Genomic DNA, 25,377 nt, shown 5'->3' on the forward strand with positions numbered 1-25,377 from the left:
CGCTGATTGGTGATCATATCCCGAGTCTGGCCATTTGATGCGGTACGCGGCGCACCCATGCGCTGACGTTGCTGTCGCTCCGGGACTGGATGCGCTAGTAGGATGCACTGGCCAATTTCCTCCGCATCCTCTTCAGCCCGACGAGATTCTGCGCCCGCATGAGCATGTCTGAACGCCAGAGCCGCACGTCTGCGGGTCCGACCCACCATCTGCTGTCCGACGAAGCCGCCGCAGAGCTCTCTAGCATTCCGACCGAAGTGATCAATCTCGGCGACGCCCCGCCGCTGGCGCCGGCCGGTGCGCTGACGCAGGGGGAAGTTCGCGCAATCTTGTTGAGCCTGCTGCTGGCGATGTTTCTCGCGGCGCTCGACCAGACGATCGTCGCCACTGCGCTGCCGACGATCGGGCGTCAGTTCGGCGATGTCGAAAACCTGTCCTGGGTGATCACGGCCTATCTGCTGTCATCGACAGCGGTGGCGCCGGTGTTCGGCAGCCTCGCCGACATCTATGGCCGTCGCGTGATGATCATCGTCTCGCTCAGCCTGTTCGTCGCTGGCTCAGTGATGTGCGCGCTGGCGCCGAGTCTGCTCGTCCTGATCCTTGGCCGTGCTCTGCAAGGCCTGGGGGGCGGCGGCATCATGCCGATCGTGCAGACCGTGATCTCCGACGTCGTCAGCCCGCGCGAGCGCGGCCAGTATCAGGCGTATTTCTCCGGCGTGTGGGTGTCGGCCGGGATCGGCGGTCCGATCCTCGGTGGCTTCTTCGCCGAGCATCTGCACTGGTCGATGATCTTCTGGATCAACCTGCCGCTCGCGATCGGCGCGCTGGCGCTGCTGCTGCCGAAGATGGCGAAGATCCCGGTGTATCACCGCCGCCGGAAGGTAGATTGGCTCGGCGGCGTGCTGCTGATGGCCGCCGCGATGGCGGTGATGCTGGTGCTGACCTGGGGCGGAAACCGCTTCGCCTGGCTGTCGCCGATGATCCTGGCGCTGTCGGGCGCGGTTGTACTGCTGGCGGTGAGCTTCGTCTGGCACGCGCTGCGTGCGCGTGAGCCATTCCTGCCGCTGCAATTGATGAGTGGGACGGTAGTGCCGTGGGCGATGGCGGGCGGCGCGTTCACCATGGGGGCGATGATCGCGTTGACCGTGCACATGCCGCTGTACTACGAGGCGGTGTACTATCTGACGGCCAGCCAGTCCGGCCTCGCGTTGATTCCGATCGCGGCGATCTCGGTGTTCGGCGCGGCGTTCACCGGCCGGGCGATGGTGCATGTCGAGCGCTACAAGCGGATTGCGATCATCGGTACTGGTTTTGCGGCGTTGATGGCTGCGGCGATCGCTGTTCTGACGCCGCTGCCGCTGTGGCTATTTCTGACGCTGCTGTCGCTGTGTTCGCTCGGCCTCGGCACGGTGTTTCCGGTCAGCGTGGTGTCGATCCAGAACGCGGTGCCGCGGCCGCAGATTGGCACTGCGACCGGCGCGATGAACTTCTTCCGGGCGCTGATGGCCTCGTTCACGGTGGCCGGATTCACGGCGATCCTGCTGATCGCGCTCGGCGGCGACGTGCAGCTTGGCGGCGCCGAGCATCGCCATGTCGTCGGCAGCGTCGGGTCCGCCGAGATGGTCGCGGCGTTCCGCTGGGTGTTCGGCGCGGCGGCGCTGATGCTGACGGCCTCGGCGCTGTGCATCGTCGTGATGGAAGAGCGCAAGCTGGCCGGACCCGAACCGACGCTCGCGCTTTCGGAGTAGGCGTCGACGGTCGGATTTGCTGATACCCCGCCATTGAAAATTGAGTACTCTGCCGCACAACGGCCGTAAGCTCGGCGCAGGGCGTGAGCCGGCGCCGCGCCGGCGCGAGAAGCGGGTGACGGGATGGCATCCCCGGACGGCAGTGGCAGCGACAGTTTCCGCAAGCGGCGACGCCGCAATCGCGAGCGTTTTGTGCTGGCGGCGGTGCTGACATTCATTCTGGTTGCGGTCGGCGTGCTTGCCTTGGTGTTCTACGAGCTACGGCCCGTCAGCCTGAAGATCGCGGTGGGGCCGGGCGGGGGCGACGATCTGAAGCTGGTGCAGGCGCTGGCGCAGAGTTTTGCTCGGGATCGGGCTGCGGTGCGGCTGGTGCCATTGGTGACGGGTGGGGCGACGCCGAGCATCGAGGCGTTTCGCGACCACAAGGCGGACCTTGCGGTGACCCGCGCCGACCTCGACCTGCCTGCCGACGCGCAGGCGGTGGCGGTGCTGCGCAAGAACGTGGTGGTGCTGTGGGCGCCGTCGTCGGCCGGCAAGGGCAAGAAGTCGGTCAAGACCATTGCCGATCTCGCCGGCCGCCGGGTCGGCGTGATCGGGCGGACGCCGGCCAACATCAAACTGTTCGACATCATTCTGGCGGAGTCCGGCGTCGCGCCCGACAAGGTCCAGAAGGAGCAGTTTGCCACCGGCCAGCTCGCCGAGATGGCGCGCGATCCCGCGCTCGACGCGTTCCTGGCGGTCGGGCCGCTCGACAGCAAGATCACCGGTGAAGCGATCGCCGCGACCGCGAAGGCGCGGGGCGAGCCGCGGTTCCTGCCGGTCGATGTCGGTGACGCCATCGCCAAGAAGTACCCGATCTACGACTCCGAAGAGATCCCGGGCAGCATCTTCTCGACCCAGCCGGCGCGGCCCGAGGACAAGGTCGACACCGTCAGCGTCAACCACCTGATTATCGCGCGGCAGTCGCTGTCCTCGGTGACGGTGACCAAGCTGACCCGGCAGATCTTCGCCGCCCGGCAGCAGATCGCCCGCGAGATGCCGCTCGCCGGCAAGATCGAAGCGCCCGACACCGAGAAGGACGCGGCGCTGCCGGCCCACCCCGGCGCCGCCGCGTTCATCGACGGCACCGACCGCACCTTCATGGAGCGCAACAGCGACTACATCTGGGGCTTGGTGCTGCTGCTGTCCGGCCTCGGCTCGGCCGGCGCCTGGTTCCGCAGCTATCTGAGCCGCGACGAGCGCGAAGCCGGCGCCAAGATGCGCGACCGTGCGCTGGCGATGGTCGCCAAGGCCCGGAAGGCGGAGTCACTCGAGGCGCTGGACACCTTGCAGCACGAGATCGACAAGATCCTGCGCGACACGCTGGATTGCTACGACGACGGCGCGATCGAGGACCTCGAGCCGTTCAGCCTGGTGCTCGAGCAGTTCCACCACGCGGTGGTCGACCGCCGCGCCGCGCTGAGTGCTGCCGGCCCCGGGCTGGTTCCCGCTGATGCGGCGGCGCTGCCGGCCGCTCGGGCCTGATCGCTTGTAGTAGCGGGATGCCGTCAAGATTCCTGTAACTTGTCACCTCTACGGTTCCAGCCGGCTCCGGAAGAACCCGAGGGCGATGTGGCCGCGAACCCAGGAGAGTGCCGTGCGACGTCTGATTTCCCGCTTCTGGGCTGACACGCGCGGCGCCACTGCGATCGAATATGCCATGATCGCCGCGGGCCTCAGCATCGTGATCCTCGGAGTGGTAACGACGCTCGGCAACAGTCTGGCGGGTAAGTACACTTCGGTCAGCGAGGCGATGAAGTAACTCTCAGTCTCCGCCCCGTTTGGTCGGCGGGATGTTGGGGCCATAGGGCCTCTAGCTTTGGAGGGTGGTCTGCGTCAGCCCGATCAGGCTTCGCTGTAGCCGGATCGGCGCGTGAGCTGTCAGCAAGCTCATCACGCTTGCCGAAGGCCGTCTTATCCTTACCGAATGCTTAACCTCGCGAGCCGGGAACTCCGTTGCCTCGTCGGACGCCGCGATGGTTAACCGCTTCTTCGGCGTTCGCGGCTAACCGTTTGGGTTCGTCGTCCGACAGCCAACCGAAGGTCTGAAGCATGCGGCTCGCCGGCACATCGGCCTTAGGCGATGCACGATCGGGAACGGGATCTTGGTCCGCCGCCGATCCGTCGGGCGAACCGCTGGCCCGGATTCTCCTGACCTTCGCGGTCGCGCTGGGGGCGACCGCATTCTCGCCGCTGCTGCATATCGCCAGCCCCATTCTTGCTATTGCGGTCGAGACGCTGATCGCGGTTGCGATCGCCCTGCTGATGCCGGCGCAGGGGCCGGTGATCGCGATCTTCGTGCTGGTGTTTCAGAACGTCTTCGTCTCGCTGTATTCGTCGCTGCTGACGGACCCATCCGAGCTCGAGATTCTGAAAGGCTATAACTTTCTGATCTGCGCGGTGATGTGGCTGGTGGCGTTCGTGCAGTCGATCCTGTCGCGGCGATCGCCCGGTCTGAACCGCATGTTGCTGGCGAGCACCGCCGTGCTGGCGGTGATGGGGATCTACTTCGTGATCGGCCTTGGCCGTGAGCCGAAGGCATCGGCGATCTATCTCCGCAACATCGGGCTGCCGCTGCTGCTGTTCCAGCTCGCGCTGCTCGCTGCCGCCAACCATCGGATTCGGGTGACGCCCTATATCGTCATCATCGCGGTGATGATCCTGATCTGCGGCGCCGTCGAATTCCTGTTCCGCGATACCTGGCTCGCCCTCACCAATGGGCACGCCTACTGGCGGCTCGAAGAGATCAAGGCGGCGAAATCCGGCGTCTGGGAGCGCGAGATGCGCACCACCGGAAAGGTGATCGTCGGTATCAAGGATCTGTTCGTCGTCGACTTCTTCAACACCTCGCTGCTCAGCGGTCTCGGCCTCGGCCAGATGCTGCGGCTGTACGGACCCAATATCAGCCCGGTCAGCTTCGCCTACGGAATCGGGTTCTTCTCGCTGTTCCTGTTCGCGATTGGGCGTGCCGGTCTCGGTGCGTTGGCCTTCGTGTTGATGCTGTTATGCGGCGTCAAAGGCGCGGCGATCATGGTGCTGTTCGTTGGCGCCGCGTGGATCGGGACGGTCGTGATCGGCCCGGTGCTGGTGCTGCTCGGCGCCATCGGGGTGCTCGCGCTCTATGCCGTCTTGGTGATCCACAGCGGCCTCAAAATTGGCGATTATCACGTGATCGGCCTGATGGGCGGTTGGAACGGATTTCTGGCGGCGCCGCTGGGGCGCGGGCTGGGGTCCGGCGGCAACCTCACCGAAGGGTTCTCGGGCATCAACTGGCAGGCCGCGCAACAGGCCGGCGCGGTCGAAGGGGCCGCCGAAAGCTCGGTCGGCGTTCTGCTGTATCAGATGGGCGTGGCGGCTCTGGTTCCGCTCGGCTTCTACGCCGTCGTGGCGTGGTGGTGTTGGCGGCTCTACGCCCGTTCCGGCATCCTGCTGCTCGGCATGGCTGCATTCGGCATCCTGGTGGTGCTGACCAACGGCCTGTTCCAGGAAGAGGCGCTGTTCGCACCGCCCGCGATGGGCTTCATGATGCTGCTGGCCGGGCTGTTGCTCGGCAGCCAGATCCGCCGGGAGCAGCTCCTGCCGGGATCAGCGGACTTAAGAAAATAATCCTTGACAGCGTCACGCTGCCCCGGTAGCTTCCGGCCATGCTCCACAATTGGGTTCTGACGGCCCCGCTGAAAACTCTTCGGCGGGCAGGCGACCGCGATGGTCGTGGCGTCGAACGCGGCCATTGCGGCGGCACTCACCGCTGAGCCGCGCTATCGAAGTTCCCGCGTTGCCATTTGCCCGCCGAACATCTCGGAACAGGATTTTCGATCGTGCGTTGGCGCATCGATAGCAATGTCGATAGCGCTCAACAGCGAGGAGGGGTCATGGCGACTCGTGATGAAGGTCGAATCATCGAAAATCCGGTCGAGGCCCGACAAGGCGAACGTGGTCCCTCGGTGCTGGCTCTGCTGACAATCAGCACGGGCTTGGCCGTGCTGGTGTTGGGCGTGATCTGGTTTGTGTGGTTCAGAGTGTAGCAGCGGGCGTTCTGCTCAGCACCCTGGTCACATCAAATACGAAGCGTCGAACAAGCGCCGAGCAAGTCTCGGCGCTTCGCTTTTGGGGGCGACCCGACAGGGCCGGATCTTTGCCGTTTGGAATCGCTGCAGCGTCCTCAGCTCGGCACGTCACGCGCCGTGCGCCCTGCAGGACGCTCGCGCCTCAATTGAAGTCCCTCAAATAGAATGTGAGCGCTGACGTGCGAGGCCCTCTGTCTTGCGCTCAATGGCCGCTGACGCGAGGACGCAAGCGATGTTCGATCGGCTGAAGGCCTTTCTCGCTCCCCCGGAGGTCAAGACCTCGCGCACCGCGACGCTGCTGGCGTTTGAGCGCAGCGGTGTGGCGCGGTTCACGCCGCGCGACTACGCGGGGCTGGCGCGCGAAGGTTATGTGCGCAATGCGATCGTGCATCGCTGCGTCAGGCTGGTGGCGGAGAATGCAGCCGCCTGCGTGTTCGGCGTATTCGACGGCGCGCAGGAGAAGGAGGCGCATCCGCTCGCCGCTTTGTTAGCGCGCCCCAATCCTCGCCAGGACGGCACTGCGCTGCTGGAGACGCTGTACGCGCATCTTCTGCTCGCCGGCAATGCCTATATCGAGGCGGTGACGCTCGGCGAGGTGGTGCACGAACTCTACGCGCTACGGCCCGATCGCATCAAACTGATCCAGGGCGCCGATGGCTGGGCGGAGGCGTATGATTACAGCGTCGGCGGCCGCACCGTGCGGTTCGATCAGCATGCCGCGCCGGTTCCGCCGATCCTGCATCTGACGTTTTTCCATCCGCTCGACGATCATTACGGCCTGGCGCCGCTCGAAGCCGCCGCGGTCGCGGTCGACACCCACAACGCCGCGGCGCGCTGGAACAAGGCTCTGCTCGACAATTCCGCGCGGCCGTCGGGCGCGCTGGTGTACGCCGGCCCGGAAGGCGCCGTGCTCAGCGAGAACCAGTTCGAACGGCTGAAGCGCGAATTGGAGCTCACCTACGAAGGCGCCGCCAATGCCGGCCGGCCGCTGCTGCTCGAAGGCGGGCTCGAATGGAAGGCGATGGCGCTGTCGCCGAAGGACATGGACTTTCTCGAGGCCAAGCACGCCGCCGCGCGCGAGATCGCGCTGGCGTTCGGCGTGCCGCCGATGCTGCTCGGCATTCCCGGCGACAACACCTTCTCGAACTATCAGGAAGCCAACCGCAGCTTCGTGCGCCAGACCGTGCTGCCGCTGGCGACGCGGGTCGGCAACGCGCTGGCGCAGTGGCTGTCGCCGCAATTCGGGGACGGCGTGCGCCTGGTGATCGATACCGACCAAATCGACGCGCTGTCACCCGACCGCACCGCGCTGTGGGACCGCGTCACCCGCGCACCGTTCCTCACCCTGAACGAAAAGCGCGAAGCGGTCGGCTACGCGCCGATCGACGGCGGCGACCGGCTGGGGTGAGGATTGGCGGCTCGCGGGCTGAACCTGTTGCCGAAAGTCGCACTGGGATTAGGCAATCCGTATGTCACGATCCGCGAGGCAAGATCAGGCCGCGCGAGCGTGATGTGGCAGGGCGAATGGCAAGTCTGGAGAAGGAAGTGAGGAAGCGGATCTATTTTCAAGATCTGGACCCGGACGGTTGGCCGGAGCCCGGCGAGCTCGCGCCTTACTTCCTGGCGCCGGCCGAAAATCCGTGGGCTCCCGATCCGCACGGAAACGACGAGTTTGGGCTCGAGATTTCGGGATTGGACGGCACCGACGGCCAGCTCGGGATCGATCAGGTCACCGCGCGCCTCACAATGGTGGGCACGCCGGATTTCGGCGTTTTCCTTTACTACCGCAAATGGGATGGCCGGATCAGGCAGCCGCTTGATTGTTACTCCAAGGGTGACATGAGCCGGATCAAGGAGTGGTTGCGGACGCTGCAGGGCGATTTGCGGCCGATCGGTCTGTTTATTCCCTACGCGCAAGCGTGGCCCGCCGTGAAGGAGTTCATGGAGCGGGACGGCGAACTACCGACCAGCATCGAATGGGTCGACGGCAAGGATCTGCCGCCCAACACGTTTCGCTTTCCGGGCTTCTTCAAACCCGGGCCCGAGCCGCGCGTATTGCGGGATGAAGATATCAATGAGCAGCCGCCCGGCGACGGCTTCGGGTTTTTGCGCCGCTGAGCGGGCGGGAAGGTTCATCCCCTCATGATCAACGACTGACAGCGGAGCCGGCGTTCCGCCGCTCGCCCGTCTGCCTGCGAGGCGCCGATGTCCGATCTGATCAAGATATTTTCCGAGCGCGGGGACCTCGCTCACGTGGCGCTGTTGCTGTGGGCGATCGGCGCCAGTCTCGGGCTGTGGTTTGTACTACGCGAGTGGGCGGCGGCGGTGCGGCGGTTTGATGATTTCGTCCACGCGCTCGATCTGTTCAACCGCCGGGCGCGGCGCCGGACGCAGGATGAGTAGTAGGGCGATGCAGCGGCTGTCCAGCGTGCTCAGCCTGGTCCGCGCCGAGACCAAGTCGGCGCGCGATCCGCAGGCGATCTTCCGCGAATTCCTGGCGCATCTGTCCGGCGCGCCGCGCAAGCCGGCGCCGCGGCGCGCTGCGCCCAAGCCGCCGCCGCGCAAGCGGTCGGCCAAGCGGGCGAAGTAACCGCCGCGCACTCGCGGGCGACTCCGCCGCGCATATCACCGCTCACCACCGCCATCCGCACTCACGCGTATCTTGCGAGGCCGCTCATGCTTGCCCCGTTGCCTGCGCTCGCCCCGTCGCCTTCGCCTGCGCCGCTGCCGGCGCGGCTGTCGCTCGCCGAGGACGGCAGCATCGACGGCTATGCCAGCCTGTTCGGCGAGATCGACCAGGCCCGCGACATGGTGATGCCCGGCGCCTTCACCCAGACGCTGAAGCAGCGCGGCTTGCGAAAAATCCCGATGCTGTTCCAGCACGATCCCGCCGAGCCCGTCGGCGTCTGGCTGGAGCTGGCGGAGGATCTGCGCGGCCTGCGTGCCCGCGGCCGGCTGATCCCGGATGTGGCGCGCGGCCGCGAACTGCTGGCGCTGCTCCGCGCCGGCGCGATCGACGGGCTGTCGATCGGCTATCGCACCTTGCGCGGCCAGATCGATCCGAGGACGCGGGTGCGGCGGCTGTACCAGGTCGATCTCTGGGAGATCTCGATCGTCACCTTTCCGCTGCTGAACGGCGCGCGCATCGCCACCGTCAAGCAGACGCCGCGGCCCTCGCCGCAGCGCGCCGCGGCGGAGGCGGCGTGGCGCCGCGTCCACGACGCGGCAGCGATCAGTTCCGGCGATGCCGCGGAGGCACCGGCATCGCCGATCCGGCGCGGGAGGATCGCGGCGACGCTGTCCACCCGCGCCGGCCGCAAACAGGCGCTGGCGAGTATCACCGGCTGCGTACGCCTCGGCCTCTCCCCGCGCGCGGCCGGATCGGCACGGCGCACTGATGCGGGCGAAGACGCGTCGTCGTGAGCCCAGCGCTGCGCTGCGCGGCGGCCCTCAACCCGAGCCCGCTCCCGCGCGCGTGAGAGGGCGCGCGCTGCGGATCGGGGCGGCGACTTCTTTAAAGACTGACATCCTTCATCATCACCACAAGGGATCTCATGATGACCACGTTCGACCATGCTCCCGAGACCAAGGCCGGCTTTGCCGGCGACGACGCGCAGCAGGTGTTCGATGCCTTGATGCGCGCGTTCGAGGACTACAAGGCCGAGAACGACGCGCGGCTGAAGGCGATCGAGACCGGCAAGGGCGACGTGCTGGCCGAGGAGAAGCTGGCGCGGATCGATGCCGCACTGGATCACCAGCAGCGCCGGCTCGACGAACTCGCCCTGAAGGCGGCGCGGCCGCAGCTCGCGGCGGAGCGGCCGCAGCCGGCCGCCGATCAGCGCGAGCACAAGAGCGCGTTCGAGGCTTATGTGCGCACCGGCGAGGCCGCCAGCCTGCGCCGGCTGGAGACCAAGGCGCTGTCGGCGGGCTCCGCGCCCGACGGCGGCTATCTGGTGCCGACCGAGCTCGAGCAGTCGATCAGTTCGCGGCTCGCCGCGATCTCGCCGATCCGCTCGCTGTCGACCGTGCGCGAGATCTCCGGCGGCGTGTACAAGAAGCCGTTCGTCACCGCCGGGCCTGCGACCGGCTGGGTCGGCGAGGGCGACGCCCGGCCGCAGACCAATGCGCCGTCGCTGGATGCGCTGTCGTTTCCGGCGATGGAGCTGTACGCGATGCCGGCCGCGACCGCGACGCTGCTCGACGACTCTGCAGTGAACATCGACGACTGGCTGGCCGGCGAGATCGACCAGGCGTTCGCCGAACAGGAGGGCATCGCCTTCGTGTCCGGCGACGGCGTCAGTAAGCCGAAGGGCTTCCTCGCCGTGCCGACCGCGGCCAACAGCGCCTGGAGCTGGGGCAAGCTCGGCACCATCTCGACCGGCGCCGCCGGCGCGTTCGCCGCCACCGCGCCCGGCGACGTGCTGATCGACGTGATCTACGCGCTGCGGCCGGGCTATCGCCAGAACGCCAGCTTCGTGATGAACCGGCGGACACAAGCCGCGATCCGCAAGTTCAAGGATTCCTCCGGCGCCTATCTGTGGCAGCCGCCGGTCACCGCCGGCGGCCGCGCCAGCCTCGCCGGCTTCCCGCTTGCGGATGCCGAGGACATGCCGGACATCGCGGCGAATTCGCTGTCGATCGCGTTCGGCGACTTCCGCCGCGGCTATCTGATCGTCGACCGCCAGGGCGTGCGCGTGCTGCGCGATCCGTATTCGTCGAAGCCCTACGTGCTGTTCTACACCACCAAGCGCGTCGGCGGCGGCGTCCAGGATTTCGACGCCATCAAGCTGGTGAAATTCGCGGCGAGCTGAAGCTCAGCGCCGGTTCTCCCTCTCCCGCCTGCGGGAGAGGGCCGGGGTGAGGGCGCGCCGCGCGCGGGGCTGTCGCTGGACGGTGGGGTCAGGTGGCAGCGCTGCAGCCCAGGCGCCGGTTGGCTGTCGATCTACTGCCTGAGATCCAGCAGCTGCTGCCGGCACCCACCCCGAGGCAAATCGTTGATCCAGATTAACGATTGGTCATGGCTCTTGTGTAAGAGTTCGGCTTCTCATAAATGCGTTACCTGCGAACATGTTGCATGTTTGGCCGTTTTGTGAACGAATTGGCGGACTCTAACGGGGGTATGACGATGAAATATCCGCTGGAGTGCATCGCGCACGGTTCGGGTAACGACTGGCAAGCGATTTGTCTCGATCTCGATATCGCCGTTCAGGCAAATTCCCTTCATGACGTAACCCGCATTCTTCAAGAGGCTGTGCAGTCGTATGTCGACGACGCGATGGCACAGGACGAGGCAACCCGTGACGCCATGCTGTCGCGCAGCGCACCGCTGCGCGTGAGGGCAGCGTGGGCCGTCAGGTTGTTCATGGCGACGCTGTTCGGGCGTCGGCTTGATCGGAATGGCCGGGATACCACGCTCGGGTTTCCGGTCGAGTGCCCCGCTTAAAATGCACATTCCGCGATTTCATTGAAATCCTCGAGCGGGCCAAGTTCAGTGTGACGCGCATTGAAGCGTCGCACAGACGATACGTCGGCACCGTCGATGGCAAGATCAAGAACGTGACGGTGGCATTCCACAATATCAACGACGAGATCAAGCCGGATACCCTGGCGTCGATGATCCGCCAGTCCGGGCTGCCGAAGCACCTGTTTCGCAAGTAATCACTTCGGTGCCCGCCGCGGCACTCTGATCATCGATCGCCAGGGCGTGCGCGTGCTGCGCGATCCGTATTCGTCGAAGCCCTACGTGCTGTTCTACACCACCAAGCGCGTCGGCGGCGGCGTCCAGGATTTCGACGCCATCAAGCTGGTGAAGTTCGCGGCGAGCTGAGGCGCAGCGCCAGTTCTCCCTCTCCCGCCTGCGGGAGAGGGCCGGGGTGAGGGCGACCCGAGCACGGCGTCGCCATCGGACGGTGGGCTTAGGGCCGTAGGGTGGGTTAGGCGCGTAGCGCCGTAACCCACCGAGCACCTGCATACGAGTGCCTAAGTATCACAGCCGCTGTCGAGAGCGTGCCCCGCATCCCGGCGAATGCACTTGCGATCACGTTGGCAACTGTCGCCGCGGCGCTCTGATCGTCGATCGCCAGGGCGTGCGCATGCTGCGCGACCCTTATTCCGCCGAGCCTTACGTGCTGTTCTATAACACCAAGCGCGTCGGCAGCGGTGTCCAGGACTTCGACGCCATCAAGCTGGCGAAGTTCGCGGCGGGGAGGCGCAGCGGATGGTCGGGCTGGACGATCGCCGATTCGATATCGTTATATGGCGAATAGCGAGCCAAGAATTGCAAAGAACCTCGTTTGGGATGGCGGTATGCTCTTTGAATCGATCGTAGATTGGGCTTTGAGAATCGCTGGAGTGATCGGCCTTTTTTCTCTGGCGTTGGCGTTTCTCGGGAAGCTCATATCGAAATACTACGCTGACAGCATGCTGGAGAAGAGAAAAGCGGAGCTGCAGAAGGAGCTTGAACGTCACAAAGCCGAGCTTGGTGTTGAGACCGAGAAGCTCAAGGGAGAATTGTCCAAGGAAACCGAAAGCCACAAATTAAGGCTGAAGAAGCAAGAGATACTGTTCCTGAAGAAAATCGAGGCGACTACAGCTTTCATCAATCTGCGCCAGCAGATCGAGCCGACATACTCTCATCCAGAGATGGAGTGGGACGATGCCTGCGAGGAAGTCGCGCGCAACATGTTTCAGATCGAGAATTCAATACGGGACTATCTTTCGGTCTATGGAGCGGTAGTGACCAAGGATAGTAGAGAGCGGATCGCTAAAATCAAAATTCTCGCATCGCATAACAAATTCGACTCTTTAGAGACGCTTGATGAACCGATTTCGGAAGAGGCGAGCGCGGCTGGCGGCGAGATCATTGAAGTGCTGCGCCACATCGAAGAGGACCTGATCGCTGAACTGCAGGACTAATCACCAGATTATTTGTGGTTTGTAGCGTCAACAGCTCGAACTAACGTTTCATTTTGTTGGTTGTCATACGGAATCTCTCGTGCATGTGACTCTACGGCTTGGATGGCATCGGAGTTTTGGAGAACGCAGACCAATTTCTGATTGCATTGGCTGAAATAGTGCGTCTCAATGGTTGTAACAACCAAAAGGGACCCGGATTCGTATGTTCGATTTCAACCAACTCAATCGGCCATCCGCTGCAAATCGTCCAATAGATCCAATTGAACTCTTCCGGAGTGTTCCGGCCTTAGTCCAGACCCCGAACGATTTATGGCAGGGGCAATCAAAAGCACTTGAAGATTGGCACGCAAAGCGCAGCCAGCGCGATGTCTTGATATCCCTTCACACCGGGGCCGGAAAATCGATCGTTGGGCTTCTTGTCGCGCAGAGCCTTGTTAATGAAGGTATTCCGAGGGTCCTGTATCTTTGCGCAACAAATGATCTTGTGAATCAAACCGCAAGAGAAATCGATAACAAGTTAGGATTCAGTTATTGTTCTAGAACGGAAGGTTCGTTCTCGAACGAGATCTATCAAACAGGCCAAGGGCTGTGCCTCACAAATTACAATGCGTTGTTTAACAGCCGCACAGTGTTCATCAAGGATCTAAGGCCTGGGGCTATCATCTTTGATGATGCGCATGTCGCCGAGAAGGTAATTCGTGATTCGTACACTCTCGTCATTCGTCGCGATAAACATGTCGGTGTCTACAATAAGATAGTTGCGCTACTTCTGCCGCACTACGCGACTCTAAGTCGATCTGACTACTTTCAGAACATTCTTAAGGGGACGTCGACCTACAGAATTTCAGCTGTACCGCCAAGCGCCACGATTGCGCTAAGTCGCAATGCGGCTCTGCTGGACCTTCTGAAAGAAGCCGAGCGCTCCGATCGGAGTGTTGGGTTTCCGTTGGGTCATCTGGCCGATGCGTTGGATCGTTGTACAATTCTCGTTTCCAAGGACGCTATTGAAATCTGTCCTGCCTTCTTGCCTACGCGCCGTCTATCTCACCTTTCCGATCCTGAAATCAGGCGAGTATATCTCTCCGCTACGTTGACCAGTGAGGTTGACTTCTGCAGAGCGTTCGGTCGCAAGCCTTCCGTGAGAATAGAGCCGGTCAGCGATGCAGGTGTTGGCGAGCGCCTAATTATAATGGCCGATCGGAAGAAGTTGAGCCATAATGGAGCGAGGCCGGTCAGTGATGAGGTCATCGCCAGTATCCTTTCAAAGGCAAACAAGCTGCTTATTTCTACGCCGTCTTATCCGGCGGCAAGTAAGTATAAGGCGCTGGTTGCGCCTCCAGCGGTATCCGAATTCAGTCAGAAGCTTGATCAATTCCGTGCCTCACAAACGCCCTGTGTGTTCATCCTTGTTGGGAGGGTGGATGGCATCGATCTGCCGCACACAACTTGTCGTTTAATGCTTGCAGATGGTCTTCCGACTGGGTTCTCTCTGCTTGAGAACTATTTGTACGATTCTCTCGAAATGAGAAATTCTTATGCCGCGAAACTAGCTAATAGAATAACTCAAATGTTTGGCCGAACCAACCGCGGTAGGAATGATTATTCTGTTATATTTGTTTCCGATGAGAGATTTATAAGTTGGCTGTCAACGCCGCGAAATACGGCGCTTCTCCCTGAGCTACTAAGGAAGCAGCTTCTGCTTGGAAAATCACTGGTTGAGCAGTTTAAGATTAATGATGTGAATGCGTTTCCGGGGCTTGCCAGTCAGGTAGTTAATCGCGATTCGGGGTGGATGAGGTATTACCAAGACTCGGTTTCTGGAGGTGACATAGGTGTAGACGAGAAGAGGCAGGCTGCAGAGAATGATGCACTGCTCACCGAGGCGGCTCTTGCTGAATGTGAATTCGCTGGACACATGTGGGATGGCAATCCTGCAATGGCGCGCGAAGCGCTAGGGAGGGTTGTCGATAAAGTGGTGGTAGCCGATCGGAGATTGGCGGGGTGGTACAATATTCAATTGGGGCATGCCTTCGAGTTGGAGGGGGACGCGGAGGCAGCTGCAAAACAGTATTCGCAGGGGCGTTCTCGTATCGCCACGCTCTTGGCTCTCCCGTTTCCGGCGGGCTCTGTGTCAGCAAGTGCCGCTGTCGTCCCAAAGAATCGGCTTCACAAGAAGCTGCTTGAGATATTTGCTAACGACGTTAGGCACCAGAATGACATGATTAATCGTTACGAGCGAACAATTATGCCGTTGTTTGACTCGTCTGAGACGAGTAGCGCTCATGAAGAGGCTATGCGTGCATTTGGTGAAGCTCTCGGGTTTGAGGCGACCCGTCCGGAGCAGGAGGGGGATAGTGGAAGCACGCTCGACGTTCTTTGGGAAAGCGATGAGTTGAAGCGGTCGATTTTACTTGAGCTCAAGACTAAGAAAGGTACGAACAGTGTAATAAATCTCGATGATGTTGGTCAGGCATTCAATCATATGGAGTGGAATAGGGGCCGAAGTAGCCAAGCCTTCGGTATTATCCTTGTAGGCCTCACCGGAAAACGGTCTCCAGAGGCGGCGCCGTCGGACGAGATGTGGATCTCGACGCTTGCGTCTTTCAGGCACTTATACGACGATTTCTTGCAGATGCTCCTTGCAACGCAAAGATTGCCCCCAAATCAGCGATATACGGAGATTGAGGCTGTCTCAGGACGAGCGGAATGGCAACCGAGCGCGATCTTCGAGCGATTGAAGGGGCTTAGGATATCCGAATTACCTGTCGGATGATGACAGTTTGTTCTGTTGTCTTCGTTGCTTACTCGCGCTTAGGTGGGCGATCGATCCGCGTCCGCGAACGAGCAATTCGTTGTGAAAGGCGTTGAGGCGTTGATGCGTTGGGCGCACACCTGGTCGGGCTACTCGCCGCACTCCCTGCAGAACGCTAGGTAACCCTCGATCGAGCCGGCGAGCGCGTTCTTCATTACAGCGACGGACTTGCGCTGCGGTCGCCTCGGTGGCGGTGCGGCTGGCTGCAGCATGGCAGCGCTTTCGGGCCGCGGCAACTGGTGCGCTCACTGCTCCGCCGGTCGGCGCTGCAAGGCGTGGATGCCCGGCACAAGGCCGGGCATGACGCCAGAGCTGCTGATAGCAGGAATGCATGACCGCTGGCTCGGCCGCGTGAACGAACCCAACCGGTAGGGAGCTCTCTCATGTCCGACGATCCTCCGCCGCCCCGCTATTTGCCGCGCGGGCTGACGCCCGAGGCGGTCGCGGAGCTGAAGCGGCTGTACGAAAAGACCGACGAGCCGCTGACCGCGGTGGCGGCGCAGTTCGAGATCTGTCGGCACACGCTGCGCAAGGTGGCGGAGGCCGAGGGCTGGACGCCGCGGCTGGAGCGCCCCCGGGTCGGGCCGCGGCCGCCGCTGCCGGTCCGCCAGGCGCGCGGGTTTTCGCAGCAGGCGCTCGACGATCTGCGGCGGCGCTACGTCGAGACCGAAGAGCCGGTGCAGCGCATCGCCGAGGACTACCACATTCATCGCAACACGCTGGAGCGGCTGGCGATGCAGGAGCGGTGGCCACGCCGCAAGGATCGGCCGCCGCGCGACATGCCGGTGCTGCTGCAGATCAATCGCGAAGCGACCGCGGCGCTGCAGCAGGCCCGGGCGATCGCCGCCGGCGCGCCGCTGCCGGGGGTGCCGCCGCCCGTGGTGGACACGAAGGCCGCGGTCGATACGGAGGCGGCGGCGCCTGCGCCCGAGAGCGAGGCCGAGATCGCGCCTGGGCCCGAGGCATCGGCTGAAACGTCGGCAGACCAAGCGTCGCCCGAAGCGGCGCTGTCGTTGGCGCGGCGGCTGGAGCGCGCGGTCGAGACTCAGCTTCGCAAGGTCGAAAACCTGCGCGAGGACACCACGCTCGGCAGCCACCGCGCGGTCGAGGCCGAGCGGATCGCCCGCACGCTGGCGGCGCTGACGCAGACGCTGTTCAAGGTCCGCCAGCTTCGCGATCCCGAACGCGCGCTCAGCGCCGCCGATGACGAGATGCCCGCCGATGCCGATGGATTCCGTCTGGAGCTTGCGCGCCGCATTGAGACGTTTGTCGGCGGCGGGACTGACGGAGCGCTTCCTGCGCCAGGCCAGCCTGCGGACGCTGGGCCGGCTGCAGGATGATTTCGCCACCTTCGCGCATCCGCATCAGGAGTTTGCGGACGCCGGCAATGACGGCGCGCCGTGGACCACCTGGCTGATGCTCGGCGGCCGCGGCGCCGGCAAGACCCGCGCCGGCGCCGAATGGGTGCGGGCGATGGTGGCCGGCACGCCGCCTTATGCGACGCGGCCGCACGGCCGGATCGCGCTGGTCGGCGAAAGCTGGCACGACGCCCGCGAGGTGATGGTGGAAGGCGAATCCGGCCTGCTGCGGATCACGCCGCGCCGCGAGCGCCCCGAGTGGATGGCCAGCCGCAAGCGGCTGGAATGGCCGAGCGGCGCGGTCGGCGAAGTGTTCTCCGCCGACGATCCGGATAGTTTGCGCGGTCCGCAATTCGAGGCGGCGTGGTGCGACGAGCTGGCGAAATGGCGCTACGCCGAAGCGAGCTTCGACATGCTGCAATTCGGGCTGCGGCTGGGGCAGCGGCCGCGGCAGCTGATCACCACGACGCCGCGGCCGCTGCCGCTGATCAAGCGGCTGCTCGGCGATCCGCATACCCGCGTGACGCGGGCGCCGACCCGCGCCAACGCCGCGCATCTGTCGCCGGCGTTTCTCGAAACCGTGGTGGCGCGCTATGCCGGCACAAGGCAGGGCCGGCAGGAGCTCGACGGCGAACTGATCGAGGACCGGCCCGACGCGCTGTGGTCGCGCGAGGCAATCGAGCGCGCCCGCGTCGCGGCGGCGCCGCCGCTGGTGCGGATCGTGGTGGCGATCGATCCGCCGGGCTCGTCGCGGCCGGGGGCGGACGCCTGCGGCATCGTTGCGGCGGGGCGCAGCGCCGCCGGCGATTACTACGTGCTGGAGGACGTCTCCAGCGACCGGCTGTCGCCGGCGGCCTGGGCGGCGCGCGCGATCGCGCTGTATCACCGGCTCGAGGCCGATGCGATCATCGCCGAGGTCAATATGGGCGGCGAGATGGTGCGCGCGGTGCTGCACGAGACCGACGCCGCGATCCCGGTGCGCGAGGTGCGCGCCAGCCGCGGCAAGTTCGTCCGCGCCGAGCCGGTGGCGGCGCTGTACGAACAGGGCCGGGTGCGGCACGTCGGCTGCTTTCCGCTGCTCGAAGACGAGATGTGCGATTTCGGCCCGACCGGGCTATCCTCCGGCCACTCGCCGGACCGGCTCGACGCGCTGGTGTGGGCGATCACCGCGCTGATCGGCGGCGCCCATGCCGGGGGACCAAGGATGCGGGTGTTGTGAAGACGAGTCTGTAGGATGGGTTGAGCGTGTAGGATGGGTTGAGCGGAGCGAAACCCATCGCGGCTGGGCTTGGTGGATGATGGGTTTCGCTGACGCTCAACCCATCCTACAGCCTCGGGCAAGTGTAAGGTGCGACGGCATGGCGGCGGAACCATCGCGGGTCACGCCGGGTTGCTGGACTATCAACGCGGGAAGGTGACGCATGAGCCGTTCGATCACGAGGACGCCGCTGACGGTGGCGATCACGATGGCGCTGGGGCTGGCGGCGCTCGGCGCCGGCCTGATCGCCGGCAGCGGCGCGGCGCTGGCCCGCGGCGGCGCCGCCAACATCATGGACTCGCCGGGCTATCAGCGCGCGCTGCAGGAATCCCGCAAGCGGCTGCAGCAGCAGCCGGGGCCGACCATGGCGCAGCCGTTCGCCGCGCCGCCGGTGGCGTATCCGCATCCCGAGCGTCGGCCGGGGCCGAAGCGGCGACACCGCGCGCCGCGGCACTGAGCTGCCGCGCCGTGCGCTGAGTGCTGCTGCGGGGATGATGGGTTTCGCTGCGCGCGCGCCCAGCCTACCAGAGCGTCGCGCGATCAGCAGTAGCCGTACCAGCCGCAGGCGTAGGGCAGGCGGCCGAAGATCAGATCCGGATTGGTGCCGTAATAGCTACGGTACAGATACGAGCGCGGCTTGCCGTAGTAACCGTGCACGATCGGCGGCACGTCGACCTCCGGCGCATACACCGGCGAGCCGCTTTCCATCTCCAGCGATTGCCGCACGCCGCGCGGCTTCGGTTGCGGCTCGGCGAAGATCTTGCCGATCTTGCTGTGCATCGGCAGATCGGCCGCCCGCGCCGGCCCGGCCAGCGGCAGCGCGATCAGCAATAACAGCACGACACGCAACATGGCGGCACTCCCGGTGAGATGCCGCGAGGGTGGGGGATTATGGTTAATAAAGATTAACCATCGGCGTTTTTCCGTCATTGCGTGCGAGAGCGAAGCAATCCAGCGCCGTGCCTGAAGCCTCTGGACCGCGTCGTCGGGTTCGCCGCCTCGCGATGACAAGTTATCGGCTGAGCGCCGAGCCCCAGCTTTGCGCGGTGCGGGCGATCCAGTCGCGGTACAGCGTCAGCGGGGTGACGCCGGTGAGGCCGCCGCAGCCGGCGGTGTTGCCGGGGCCGGTCGACCACGACACCACGCCGATCACCACCAGCCGGTCGTTCTGCGCCTGCAGCGCCGGGCCGCCGGAATCGCCGGTGCAGGCCCCGAGGCCCGCGCCGCCAGTGGCGGCGGGATCGGTCAGGCGGATCTGCAAGCGGCCGGGGCGGCCGGTCGCGGTCAGCGTCGCGCTGCGCGCGGTGCCACCGCTTTTGCCGTCGCCGCGCCGGGTGACGCCGATGCCGGCGACGGTGAAGTCCTGGCCGGCGGCGAGCGGATCTTCCGGCGCCGCGATCGGCAGCGGCGCCTTGCCGGGCAGCGGCGCGGCGAGCTTGAGCAGCGCGACATCGGCGCTAGCGCGGTGGCCGAGGATCGCGCCCATGTCGAACTCCGGATGCGCGGCGACGCGGGCGACGTCACGCAGGCTCGGCTGCCGCTGCGCGTCGTAATGCACCACCTTGTAGTCCGCGCCGGGGCCGACGCAGTGCGCGGCGCTCAGCACCAGATCGGGCGCGATCAGCGTCCCCGAACAGAAATTGCCGCGCGAGCCGACGATGGTGACCAGGGCGCGGCCGAGCGCGCCGGTCGCCTCCGGGGCGCCGCCGACCATCGCCGCCGCTGGTGAGGCGAGCGCGGCGCCGAGCAGACAGCCGAATGTGAGCGTGCGGATCATGGCGGCGCGTTTCGCCCGCCGCCGCGGCGCTGTCAATCGCCGATCATCATCATGAGGAACCGCCATGCCGATGCTGCTGCTGGCCGGGCCGGCCGCCGAGCCGTGGACCGTCGCCGATCTGAAGAGCTTCCTGCGCGTCGAGCACGACGCCGACGACGCCGTGATCGCCTCGCTGCTGACCGCGGCGCGGGCCCAGATCGAGGCCTGGACCGGCAAGATGCTGCTGGCGCAGCGCTGGCGGCTGGTGCTGGATGCCTGGCCGCGCGACGGCCGCATCGTGCTGCGCGGCGGCCCGCTGCGATCGCTGATCGCGGTGCGGAGCTATGACGAGCGCGGCTACACGCATAGCGTCGATCTCGACAGCTTCGTGCTCGACCTCGCCGGCGGCGTGATCGCGTCGCCGCCCTGGGCTTTGCCGGAGCCGGGGCGCGACGTTGCCGGCATCGAGCTCGACCTCGAACTCGGCTACGGCACCGCGCCAGACGACGTCCCGGCGCCGCTGCGCCATGCGGTGCGCACCCTGGTGGCGCAGTGGTACGACAATCGCGGCGGTGCGGGCGATGCCGGCGCCGCGGTGCTGCCCGGCGGCGTCGCTGGGATGATCGCCGGCTATCGCGCGGTGGCGCTGTGATCGATCCCGGCCGATTGAACCGCCGGCTGACGCTGCTGGCGCCGGTCGAGACCGACGACGGCCAGGGCGGCGTGGTGCGGAGTTTGGTGGCGCAGGCGGTGCTGTGGGCCAGCGTGGTGCCGCTCGCCGCGCGCGAGGGTGTTGCGGCCGATACTGATCGCGCGGCGCTGCGCGCAAAAATCACGCTGCGCGCCGGCGTGGCGCTGTCGCGCGCGCATCGGCTCGCCGATGGCGACAGCGTGTATCGCATCATCGCCTGGCGCAGCCGCGAGCGCGGCGCGCTGCTCGAGATCGACGCCGAGACGGAGCAGACATGACCCCAGCCAGCGTTGCGCTGCGCGCGGCGATCCACCGCGCGCTCATCACCGACACCGCGCTGCTCGCCGCGCTCGGCGCGCCGCGGATCTATGATGAACCGCCGCGCGAGGCGGCGTTTCCGTTCGTCACCCTCGGCGAAGCGCGGATCAGCGATGTCTCCGCCGACGACGCACCGACCCAGGAGCATCAGCTGACGCTGCACGCCTGGTCGCGGCAGGGCGGCCACAAGGAGGCGCACCTCATCACCGGCGCGCTGCTGCAGGCGCTCGATGATGCGCCGCTCGCCCCGTCCGGCCATCGCCTCGTCAATCTGCGGTTCGCGCTCGCCGACATCCGCCGCGAGCCCGACGGCCGCACCTATCACGCCTTGGTGCGATTCCGCGCCGTCACCGAACCGATCAGTTAGCAGGAGCCGTGCATGGGCGCACAGAAGGGCAAGGATCTGCTGCTCAAGATCCACGACGGCACGAACTACGTCACCGTCGCCGGCTTGCGCAGCCGCAAGATCGCGTTCAACGCCGAACTGGTCGATATCACCCACGCCGAATCCGCCGACCGCTGGCGCGAGCTGCTGGCCGGCGCCGGCGCCCGCCGTGCCTCGATCTCCGGCCGCGGCCTGTTCAAGGATTCAAGCTCCGACGCGCTGGTGCGCAGTGCGTTCTTCAGCGGGCTGATCAGCGACTGCCAGGTGGTGGTGCCGGATTTCGGCAGCATCACCGGGCCGTTCCAGATCGCCAGCCTCGAATTCGCCGGCGAGCACAACGGCGAAGTCACCTTCGACCTGACGCTGGAGAGCGCCGGCGCGCTCGGCTTCGTCGCATTGTGAGAGGACAGCATGGCCAACAAACATCGCGGTGAAATCGAAGCCGAACTCGGCGGCCAGACCCGCACGCTGGTGCTGACGCTCGGCGCGCTCGCCGAACTCGAAGCCGCGTTCGCCGCCACCGATCTGGTCGCACTGGCGCAGCGCTTCGGCAGCGGGCATCTGTCGGCGCGCGATCTGGTCCGGATCATCGCCGCGGGCCTCCGCGGTGCCGGCGAGGCGGTCCGCGATGACGAGGTCGCGGCGATGACGGTGAGCGGCGGTGCCGCCGGCTACGCCAGCATCGCGGCCGAACTGCTGGCGGCGACGTTCGGCGAGGCCGCGGCGTGACGCCGTTTCCGTGGGCGGAGGCGATGCAGTTCGGCCTCGGCGTGCTGCGGCTGCCGCCCGATCAGTTCTGGCGGATGACGCCGCGCGAACTCGCCGCCGCGATCGCCGGCCTGCGCGGCGGCGCGACACCGCCGCTCGGCCGCGCCGCGCTCGATGAGCTGATGCGGCGCTATCCGGATCGATCAGGAGCGATGCGATGATCGGCAGCGGCACTGGCGAGACCTGCGATTGTGCTTGCGTCGACGACACCACGCAAAAGGTCGACCAGCTCACCACCAAGACCCAGGCGCTGAGCAGCGAAGCCAAGGGGTTTGCGCGCGCGATGACCTCGGCGTTCTCGCAGGCGGTCACCGGCGGCAAACAGTTCGAGGACGTGCTGAAGTCGCTGGCGCTGAAAGTCTCGGACCTCGCGCTGAAGGCGGCGCTGAAGCCGCTCACCACCAGCCTTGCGGCCGGCTTCGACAGCCTGTTCTCGGGCCTGTTCGGCGGCTCGCTGCTCAAGAACGCCAACGGCGCGATCAAGCCGTTCGCATCGGGCGGCGTGATCGGCACCCCGACCTATTTCCCGATGCTCGGCGGCGGTGTCGGCCTCGCCGGTGAAGCCGGTCCCGAGGCGATCCTGCCGCTGACGCGCGGCGCCGACGGCCGGCTCGGCGTCGCCTCGAGCGGCGGCGCTACCACGGTCAACATCCAGATCGCCACGTCCGACGCCGACAGCTTCCGCCGCTCCGAGACCTATCTCACCGGCCAGATCGCCCGCGCCGTCGCGCGCGGGCAGCGGGGCTTGTAGTTCGCAGCCTTGCATCGACGTCATTGCGAGCGCAGCGAAGCAATCCAGGTACTTGATGTCCTAAGCCTGGATTGCTTCGTCGCGGAGCCTGTGCCCGGACGGCGCGTAGCGCCGATCCGGGTGCTCTTCGCAATGACGATGAAAGACTCATCGCATGACCCCATTCCACGAAATCCTGTTTCCGCTCGACGTCGCGCTGAAAAGCGCCGGCGGGCCGGAGCGGCGCACCGAGATCGTCGGCTTCGGCTCTGGCCGCGAGCAGCGCAACGCGCGCTGGGCGGACTCGCGGCGGCGCTATGACGCCGGCTACGGCGTCAAGACCTTCGAGGCGCTGCAGCAGGTCGTGGCGTTCTTCGAAGAGCGCCGCGGCCCGCTCACCGGCTTCCGCTGGCGCGATCGGCTGGATTGCAGCTCGGCCGCGCCCGGCGCCGCGGTGTCGCCGCTCGACCAGGGCATCGGCATCGGTGACGGCACGCGCGCCAACTATCAACTCGTGAAGACCTACGGTGCCGGCTTTGCACCCTATGTGCGCACGATCAATAAGCCGGTTGCCGGCAGCGTCCGCGTTGCAGTCAGTGGCGTCGAAGCCGCGGCCGCCAGCTTCGCCTGCGATCCGGCCACCGGCATCGTCACCTTCGCCCCCGGCCATTTGCCGCCGTCCGGCGCAGCGGTGACCGCCGGCTTTCAGTTCGATGTCCCGGTGCGGTTCGACACCGACTACCTCGAAGTCGATCTCTCGGCGTTCGCCGCCGGCGCGATCCCGAAGATCCCGCTGGTCGAGATCAGGGTGTGAGTTCCAACGTGGACTGAGCCGAAGCTGCGAGTCTCTCTTACCCTTGGATGCAATCAGATAGTTAGATCATTAATCCTGTGCTGAAACCGGCATGTTCGTTGGGCGACACGCGGATCTGATCAGAACAGTTTACACCTCTGAATTTACCCGGTGGCAATCAGGCGGTGCCGATCCTCAGCGCCTTCATGCGACCCGCGAGGAAGCGCCTGCGCGGTCGGCATTCATGGCGGCGTTGAGAATTTCATGCAGCGATTCATAATTTTGATTTTCGGCCTTCTCCTGCCAGTGGCCGCAGATGCGAACGAAGCTGCTCCGGCGATACCTCACCGGTGTGAGAACTGCACCTCGACACCGGTCGAAGTTGCGACGCAGGCCCGCGAAATGTCGGACATGTGCCGTTCCGTGGGTGGGACGCCACGATCGGGTCCAGACATTCAGCAGGGACGTTTTCCGGATGGTCCCGTTTTCTGGGCCATCGACGAAGCCACGTTCGCCTGCGATGGAGCGGCAACGCTGTTTTCCACCAATCACGGAGCAGGGGTCCACATCTTCGTCGAAACCAACGATGGGCACGCAATCCAAGCTTTCGAACACGCGGCCTTTGGAGTGACGTTGCAGCGTAGCAGCGACGCCAACAAGGTTTGGCTTAACGTTGGCGGTGCGCTCTGTGGGCAGAACACGGCTGGTCTGTCGACAGCGGACATGCGCGCGTGTCAGCGTCCCCTCAAATGGGACGCTGGAACCCGCAAGGTCGATTTTGCACCGCTGTCGGAAATCCGGGATTTGCCGCAGGCCGAGGATCAGGAGGCGCAGGCCGGCGGATTGCCCGCCAACAGGATCTACGATTCCGGCTCGGAGCTCGTGAATAAGCGGGATTACGTTCTCAACGAATACTGGAAGGACAAGATCGACCTCATTCCCTGGAAGCCGCGCGGTGCCACGCAAGGGACGATCTTCAATTGGCCGTTTGCGTCACCGGATGGACGATCGTTGATGGTGTCGCTGCTGCAGGCACCAGCGGTCTGCACCCCCAAATGTCCGGCGCGCTTCATCAATGCACAACACCGGGTCGTGTTGGAAATCATGGTGTGTGCCGACAGAACAAAACACGGGTTCTCGCCTGATAACAGGACGTTCATCGCCTGCGGAGAACGGTTCTCCATCCCGCAGGTCGACGAGCGGACGGCTCTTCTCGACAATGCCCCGCCGGGTTCGAACCCCGAGGCTTATCTCGAGGTCCAGCGTCGCCTTCGTGCGCAGCCAAAAAACAGGCCGGAGCCGATCCGAGTTGATTCAGCGCTTCACAACGATTCTCAGATGCTCATTCGCGAGTGGAAAGACGGCTCGGTCGAGATTGCCTATGACGTCCCGAAGCAAACACTGCCCGTGGTGCAGGGGACGTTGTTGTTCCGTGGCACTCGTAGCGGTTCAAATTATCAGGGAACGGCGTTCACGTTTCGTGACGGTTGTGCGCCCGCGCCCTACGAAGTGCGCGGATATCGAGACGCGAAACGTGAGCTGGTCGTTTTGACCGGTGCGGCCCCCCGGCGCGGCAGAGGCTGTGACATCATCGGGGATTCGGTTCGCTCCAATCATGCGCGACTCGTGTTCGACACGCGAGAGCTGGGCGACGAATAAGGACGAGCCCGCCGGTGCGACGCGGGCTCTGTGCGACAGTAGCTAACTCACCAGCTGGTTTGGACAACCAGCGTGAGGTT

The 25,377-nt window shown here is 65.0% G+C and carries 29 protein-coding genes and 2 pseudogenes; 29 read left to right on the forward strand and 2 right to left on the reverse strand.

Annotation, left to right across the window (positions count from 1 at the left end):
* The first annotated feature begins 158 nt into the window (after window positions 1-158).
* The 20 genes and pseudogenes from RPPS3_RS09480 to RPPS3_RS09570 all read left to right on the forward strand — a co-directional run bounded on the left by RPPS3_RS09480 (window position 159) and on the right by RPPS3_RS09570 (window position 18,654).
* The gene (locus tag RPPS3_RS09480; protein ID WP_107343845.1) at window positions 159-1,748 is read left to right on the forward strand and encodes an MDR family MFS transporter; all 1,590 of its coding nucleotides are present in this window, start codon (window positions 159-161) and stop codon (window positions 1,746-1,748) included.
* Window positions 1,749-1,871: 123 nt separating this feature from the next.
* Complete coding sequence (locus RPPS3_RS09485) at window positions 1,872-3,272, forward strand: TAXI family TRAP transporter solute-binding subunit (protein WP_107343846.1); 1,401 nt, start codon at window positions 1,872-1,874, stop codon at window positions 3,270-3,272.
* Window positions 3,273-3,384: 112 nt separating this feature from the next.
* Complete coding sequence (locus RPPS3_RS09490; RefSeq protein ID WP_012495417.1) at window positions 3,385-3,549, forward strand: Flp family type IVb pilin; 165 nt, start codon at window positions 3,385-3,387, stop codon at window positions 3,547-3,549.
* 290 nt (window positions 3,550-3,839) lie between these two features.
* A complete protein-coding gene (locus RPPS3_RS09495; RefSeq protein WP_107343848.1) occupies window positions 3,840-5,393 on the forward strand; it encodes a hypothetical protein in 1,554 nt (517 codons plus the stop codon).
* Between the two features lie 266 nt (window positions 5,394-5,659).
* Window positions 5,660-5,812, forward strand: a complete 153-nt coding sequence (locus RPPS3_RS24620) for a hypothetical protein (protein ID WP_199851804.1) — start codon at window positions 5,660-5,662, stop codon at window positions 5,810-5,812.
* Window positions 5,813-6,086: 274 nt separating this feature from the next.
* The gene (locus tag RPPS3_RS09500) at window positions 6,087-7,262 is read left to right on the forward strand and encodes a phage portal protein (RefSeq protein WP_107343849.1); all 1,176 of its coding nucleotides are present in this window, start codon (window positions 6,087-6,089) and stop codon (window positions 7,260-7,262) included.
* Window positions 7,263-7,378: 116 nt separating this feature from the next.
* Window positions 7,379-7,972: a hypothetical protein gene (locus RPPS3_RS09505; RefSeq protein ID WP_107343850.1), complete on the forward strand. Its 594-nt coding sequence runs from the start codon at window positions 7,379-7,381 to the stop codon at window positions 7,970-7,972.
* 87 nt (window positions 7,973-8,059) lie between these two features.
* Window positions 8,060-8,257 carry a hypothetical protein gene (locus RPPS3_RS09510; RefSeq protein ID WP_107343851.1) on the forward strand — a complete coding sequence of 66 codons (198 nt, stop codon included), beginning with the start codon at window positions 8,060-8,062 and terminating at the stop codon, window positions 8,255-8,257.
* On the forward strand, window positions 8,250-8,444 hold the full coding sequence (locus RPPS3_RS09515; protein WP_234820155.1) for a hypothetical protein: 195 nt from the start codon (window positions 8,250-8,252) through the stop codon (window positions 8,442-8,444). Before RPPS3_RS09510 ends, RPPS3_RS09515 begins: the two co-directional genes overlap by 8 nt.
* An 86-nt stretch (window positions 8,445-8,530) precedes the next feature.
* On the forward strand, window positions 8,531-9,277 hold the full coding sequence (locus RPPS3_RS09520) for an HK97 family phage prohead protease (protein WP_107343853.1): 747 nt from the start codon (window positions 8,531-8,533) through the stop codon (window positions 9,275-9,277).
* Between the two features lie 131 nt (window positions 9,278-9,408).
* Window positions 9,409-10,665, forward strand: a complete 1,257-nt coding sequence (locus RPPS3_RS09525) for a phage major capsid protein (RefSeq protein ID WP_107355079.1) — start codon at window positions 9,409-9,411, stop codon at window positions 10,663-10,665.
* 314 nt (window positions 10,666-10,979) lie between these two features.
* Window positions 10,980-11,297 (forward strand): hypothetical protein, encoded by a 318-nt coding sequence (locus RPPS3_RS09530; protein WP_159060661.1) that lies wholly within the window; start codon window positions 10,980-10,982, stop codon window positions 11,295-11,297.
* 50 nt (window positions 11,298-11,347) lie between these two features.
* Entirely contained in the window at window positions 11,348-11,512 is a 165-nt protein-coding gene (locus RPPS3_RS09535; protein WP_234820157.1) for a type II toxin-antitoxin system HicA family toxin, read from the forward strand.
* 13 nt (window positions 11,513-11,525) lie between these two features.
* Window positions 11,526-11,681: pseudogene (locus tag RPPS3_RS09540) on the forward strand (phage major capsid protein); the annotation flags it as partial.
* A 217-nt stretch (window positions 11,682-11,898) separates the two neighbouring features.
* Window positions 11,899-12,057: pseudogene (locus tag RPPS3_RS09545) on the forward strand (phage major capsid protein); the annotation flags it as partial.
* A gap of 52 nt (window positions 12,058-12,109) precedes the next feature.
* Complete coding sequence (locus tag RPPS3_RS09550; RefSeq protein ID WP_159060662.1) at window positions 12,110-12,769, forward strand: hypothetical protein; 660 nt, start codon at window positions 12,110-12,112, stop codon at window positions 12,767-12,769.
* 202 nt (window positions 12,770-12,971) lie between these two features.
* Entirely contained in the window at window positions 12,972-15,542 is a 2,571-nt protein-coding gene (locus RPPS3_RS09555; RefSeq protein WP_107343857.1) for a DEAD/DEAH box helicase family protein, read from the forward strand.
* Between the two features lie 422 nt (window positions 15,543-15,964).
* The gene (locus tag RPPS3_RS09560; RefSeq protein WP_107343858.1) at window positions 15,965-16,921 is read left to right on the forward strand and encodes a hypothetical protein; all 957 of its coding nucleotides are present in this window, start codon (window positions 15,965-15,967) and stop codon (window positions 16,919-16,921) included.
* Window positions 16,803-18,158 carry a DNA-packaging protein gene (locus tag RPPS3_RS09565; RefSeq protein ID WP_434006776.1) on the forward strand — a complete coding sequence of 452 codons (1,356 nt, stop codon included), beginning with the start codon at window positions 16,803-16,805 and terminating at the stop codon, window positions 18,156-18,158. The genes RPPS3_RS09560 and RPPS3_RS09565 overlap by 119 nt, the downstream gene beginning before the upstream one ends.
* Window positions 18,159-18,360: 202 nt before the next feature.
* The gene (locus RPPS3_RS09570) at window positions 18,361-18,654 is read left to right on the forward strand and encodes a hypothetical protein (RefSeq protein WP_107343859.1); all 294 of its coding nucleotides are present in this window, start codon (window positions 18,361-18,363) and stop codon (window positions 18,652-18,654) included.
* Between the two features lie 83 nt (window positions 18,655-18,737).
* Here the strand turns inward: RPPS3_RS09570 and RPPS3_RS09575 are convergent, their stop codons facing one another.
* On the reverse strand, window positions 18,738-19,049 hold the full coding sequence (locus RPPS3_RS09575) for a hypothetical protein (RefSeq protein ID WP_107343860.1): 312 nt from the start codon (window positions 19,047-19,049) through the stop codon (window positions 18,738-18,740).
* Between the two features lie 160 nt (window positions 19,050-19,209).
* Entirely contained in the window at window positions 19,210-19,974 is a 765-nt protein-coding gene (locus RPPS3_RS09580; protein ID WP_107343861.1) for a S1 family peptidase, read from the reverse strand.
* 64 nt (window positions 19,975-20,038) lie between these two features.
* Here RPPS3_RS09580 and RPPS3_RS09585 point away from each other — a divergent pair, with 64 nt between their 5' ends.
* From RPPS3_RS09585 to RPPS3_RS09625, 9 genes are all read left to right on the forward strand, one after another.
* Entirely contained in the window at window positions 20,039-20,605 is a 567-nt protein-coding gene (locus tag RPPS3_RS09585) for a head-tail connector protein (RefSeq protein WP_107343862.1), read from the forward strand.
* Window positions 20,602-20,922: a head-tail adaptor protein gene (locus RPPS3_RS09590; RefSeq protein ID WP_107343863.1), complete on the forward strand. Its 321-nt coding sequence runs from the start codon at window positions 20,602-20,604 to the stop codon at window positions 20,920-20,922. Before RPPS3_RS09585 ends, RPPS3_RS09590 begins: the two co-directional genes overlap by 4 nt.
* Window positions 20,919-21,329 (forward strand): DUF3168 domain-containing protein, encoded by a 411-nt coding sequence (locus RPPS3_RS09595; protein ID WP_107343864.1) that lies wholly within the window; start codon window positions 20,919-20,921, stop codon window positions 21,327-21,329. Before RPPS3_RS09590 ends, RPPS3_RS09595 begins: the two co-directional genes overlap by 4 nt.
* 12 nt (window positions 21,330-21,341) lie before the next feature.
* The gene (locus RPPS3_RS09600) at window positions 21,342-21,749 is read left to right on the forward strand and encodes a phage major tail protein, TP901-1 family (RefSeq protein WP_107343865.1); all 408 of its coding nucleotides are present in this window, start codon (window positions 21,342-21,344) and stop codon (window positions 21,747-21,749) included.
* A gap of 9 nt (window positions 21,750-21,758) precedes the next feature.
* Entirely contained in the window at window positions 21,759-22,076 is a 318-nt protein-coding gene (locus tag RPPS3_RS09605; RefSeq protein WP_107343866.1) for a gene transfer agent family protein, read from the forward strand.
* Window positions 22,073-22,276, forward strand: coding sequence for a rcc01693 family protein (locus RPPS3_RS09610; protein WP_107343867.1), 204 nt, complete (start codon window positions 22,073-22,075; stop codon window positions 22,274-22,276). Before RPPS3_RS09605 ends, RPPS3_RS09610 begins: the two co-directional genes overlap by 4 nt.
* Entirely contained in the window at window positions 22,273-22,866 is a 594-nt protein-coding gene (locus RPPS3_RS09615) for a phage tail tape measure protein (protein WP_107343868.1), read from the forward strand. Before RPPS3_RS09610 ends, RPPS3_RS09615 begins: the two co-directional genes overlap by 4 nt.
* A gap of 154 nt (window positions 22,867-23,020) precedes the next feature.
* Window positions 23,021-23,659: a TIGR02217 family protein gene (locus RPPS3_RS09620; RefSeq protein ID WP_107343869.1), complete on the forward strand. Its 639-nt coding sequence runs from the start codon at window positions 23,021-23,023 to the stop codon at window positions 23,657-23,659.
* A gap of 243 nt (window positions 23,660-23,902) precedes the next feature.
* Complete coding sequence (locus tag RPPS3_RS09625) at window positions 23,903-25,297, forward strand: hypothetical protein (RefSeq protein ID WP_107343870.1); 1,395 nt, start codon at window positions 23,903-23,905, stop codon at window positions 25,295-25,297.
* Window positions 25,298-25,377 lie beyond the last annotated feature (80 nt).

Origin of the sequence: Rhodopseudomonas palustris (assembly GCF_003031265.1) — a bacterium.
GTDB classification, from domain to species: domain Bacteria; phylum Pseudomonadota; class Alphaproteobacteria; order Rhizobiales; family Xanthobacteraceae; genus Rhodopseudomonas; species Rhodopseudomonas palustris_H.

Bases quoted from the DNA above. Each gene is read 5' to 3' on its own strand.
- RPPS3_RS09565 (WP_434006776.1), top strand. From the start codon at position 16,803: ATGCCGATGGATTCCGTCTGGAGCTTGCGCGCCGCATTGAGACGTTTG.
- RPPS3_RS09615 (WP_107343868.1), top strand. From the start codon at position 22,273: ATGATCGGCAGCGGCACTGGCGAGACCTGCGATTGTGCTTGCGTCGAC.
- RPPS3_RS09555 (WP_107343857.1), top strand. From the start codon at position 12,972: ATGTTCGATTTCAACCAACTCAATCGGCCATCCGCTGCAAATCGTCCA.
- RPPS3_RS09505 (WP_107343850.1), top strand. From the start codon at position 7,379: ATGGCAAGTCTGGAGAAGGAAGTGAGGAAGCGGATCTATTTTCAAGAT.
- RPPS3_RS09575 (WP_107343860.1), bottom strand. From the start codon at position 19,049: ATGTTGCGTGTCGTGCTGTTATTGCTGATCGCGCTGCCGCTGGCCGGG.
- RPPS3_RS09520 (WP_107343853.1), top strand. From the start codon at position 8,531: ATGCTTGCCCCGTTGCCTGCGCTCGCCCCGTCGCCTTCGCCTGCGCCG.
- RPPS3_RS24620 (WP_199851804.1), top strand. From the start codon at position 5,660: ATGGCGACTCGTGATGAAGGTCGAATCATCGAAAATCCGGTCGAGGCC.
- RPPS3_RS09495 (WP_107343848.1), top strand. From the start codon at position 3,840: ATGCGGCTCGCCGGCACATCGGCCTTAGGCGATGCACGATCGGGAACG.
- RPPS3_RS09560 (WP_107343858.1), top strand. From the start codon at position 15,965: ATGTCCGACGATCCTCCGCCGCCCCGCTATTTGCCGCGCGGGCTGACG.
- RPPS3_RS09625 (WP_107343870.1), top strand. From the start codon at position 23,903: ATGCAGCGATTCATAATTTTGATTTTCGGCCTTCTCCTGCCAGTGGCC.
- RPPS3_RS09515 (WP_234820155.1), top strand. From the start codon at position 8,250: ATGAGTAGTAGGGCGATGCAGCGGCTGTCCAGCGTGCTCAGCCTGGTC.
- RPPS3_RS09580 (WP_107343861.1), bottom strand. From the start codon at position 19,974: ATGATCCGCACGCTCACATTCGGCTGTCTGCTCGGCGCCGCGCTCGCC.
- RPPS3_RS09510 (WP_107343851.1), top strand. From the start codon at position 8,060: ATGTCCGATCTGATCAAGATATTTTCCGAGCGCGGGGACCTCGCTCAC.
- RPPS3_RS09595 (WP_107343864.1), top strand. From the start codon at position 20,919: ATGACCCCAGCCAGCGTTGCGCTGCGCGCGGCGATCCACCGCGCGCTC.
- RPPS3_RS09570 (WP_107343859.1), top strand. From the start codon at position 18,361: ATGAGCCGTTCGATCACGAGGACGCCGCTGACGGTGGCGATCACGATG.
- RPPS3_RS09600 (WP_107343865.1), top strand. From the start codon at position 21,342: ATGGGCGCACAGAAGGGCAAGGATCTGCTGCTCAAGATCCACGACGGC.
- RPPS3_RS09485 (WP_107343846.1), top strand. From the start codon at position 1,872: ATGGCATCCCCGGACGGCAGTGGCAGCGACAGTTTCCGCAAGCGGCGA.
- RPPS3_RS09530 (WP_159060661.1), top strand. From the start codon at position 10,980: ATGAAATATCCGCTGGAGTGCATCGCGCACGGTTCGGGTAACGACTGG.
- RPPS3_RS09500 (WP_107343849.1), top strand. From the start codon at position 6,087: ATGTTCGATCGGCTGAAGGCCTTTCTCGCTCCCCCGGAGGTCAAGACC.
- RPPS3_RS09585 (WP_107343862.1), top strand. From the start codon at position 20,039: ATGCCGATGCTGCTGCTGGCCGGGCCGGCCGCCGAGCCGTGGACCGTC.
- RPPS3_RS09480 (WP_107343845.1), top strand. From the start codon at position 159: ATGAGCATGTCTGAACGCCAGAGCCGCACGTCTGCGGGTCCGACCCAC.
- RPPS3_RS09550 (WP_159060662.1), top strand. From the start codon at position 12,110: ATGGCGAATAGCGAGCCAAGAATTGCAAAGAACCTCGTTTGGGATGGC.
- RPPS3_RS09525 (WP_107355079.1), top strand. From the start codon at position 9,409: ATGATGACCACGTTCGACCATGCTCCCGAGACCAAGGCCGGCTTTGCC.
- RPPS3_RS09605 (WP_107343866.1), top strand. From the start codon at position 21,759: ATGGCCAACAAACATCGCGGTGAAATCGAAGCCGAACTCGGCGGCCAG.
- RPPS3_RS09620 (WP_107343869.1), top strand. From the start codon at position 23,021: ATGACCCCATTCCACGAAATCCTGTTTCCGCTCGACGTCGCGCTGAAA.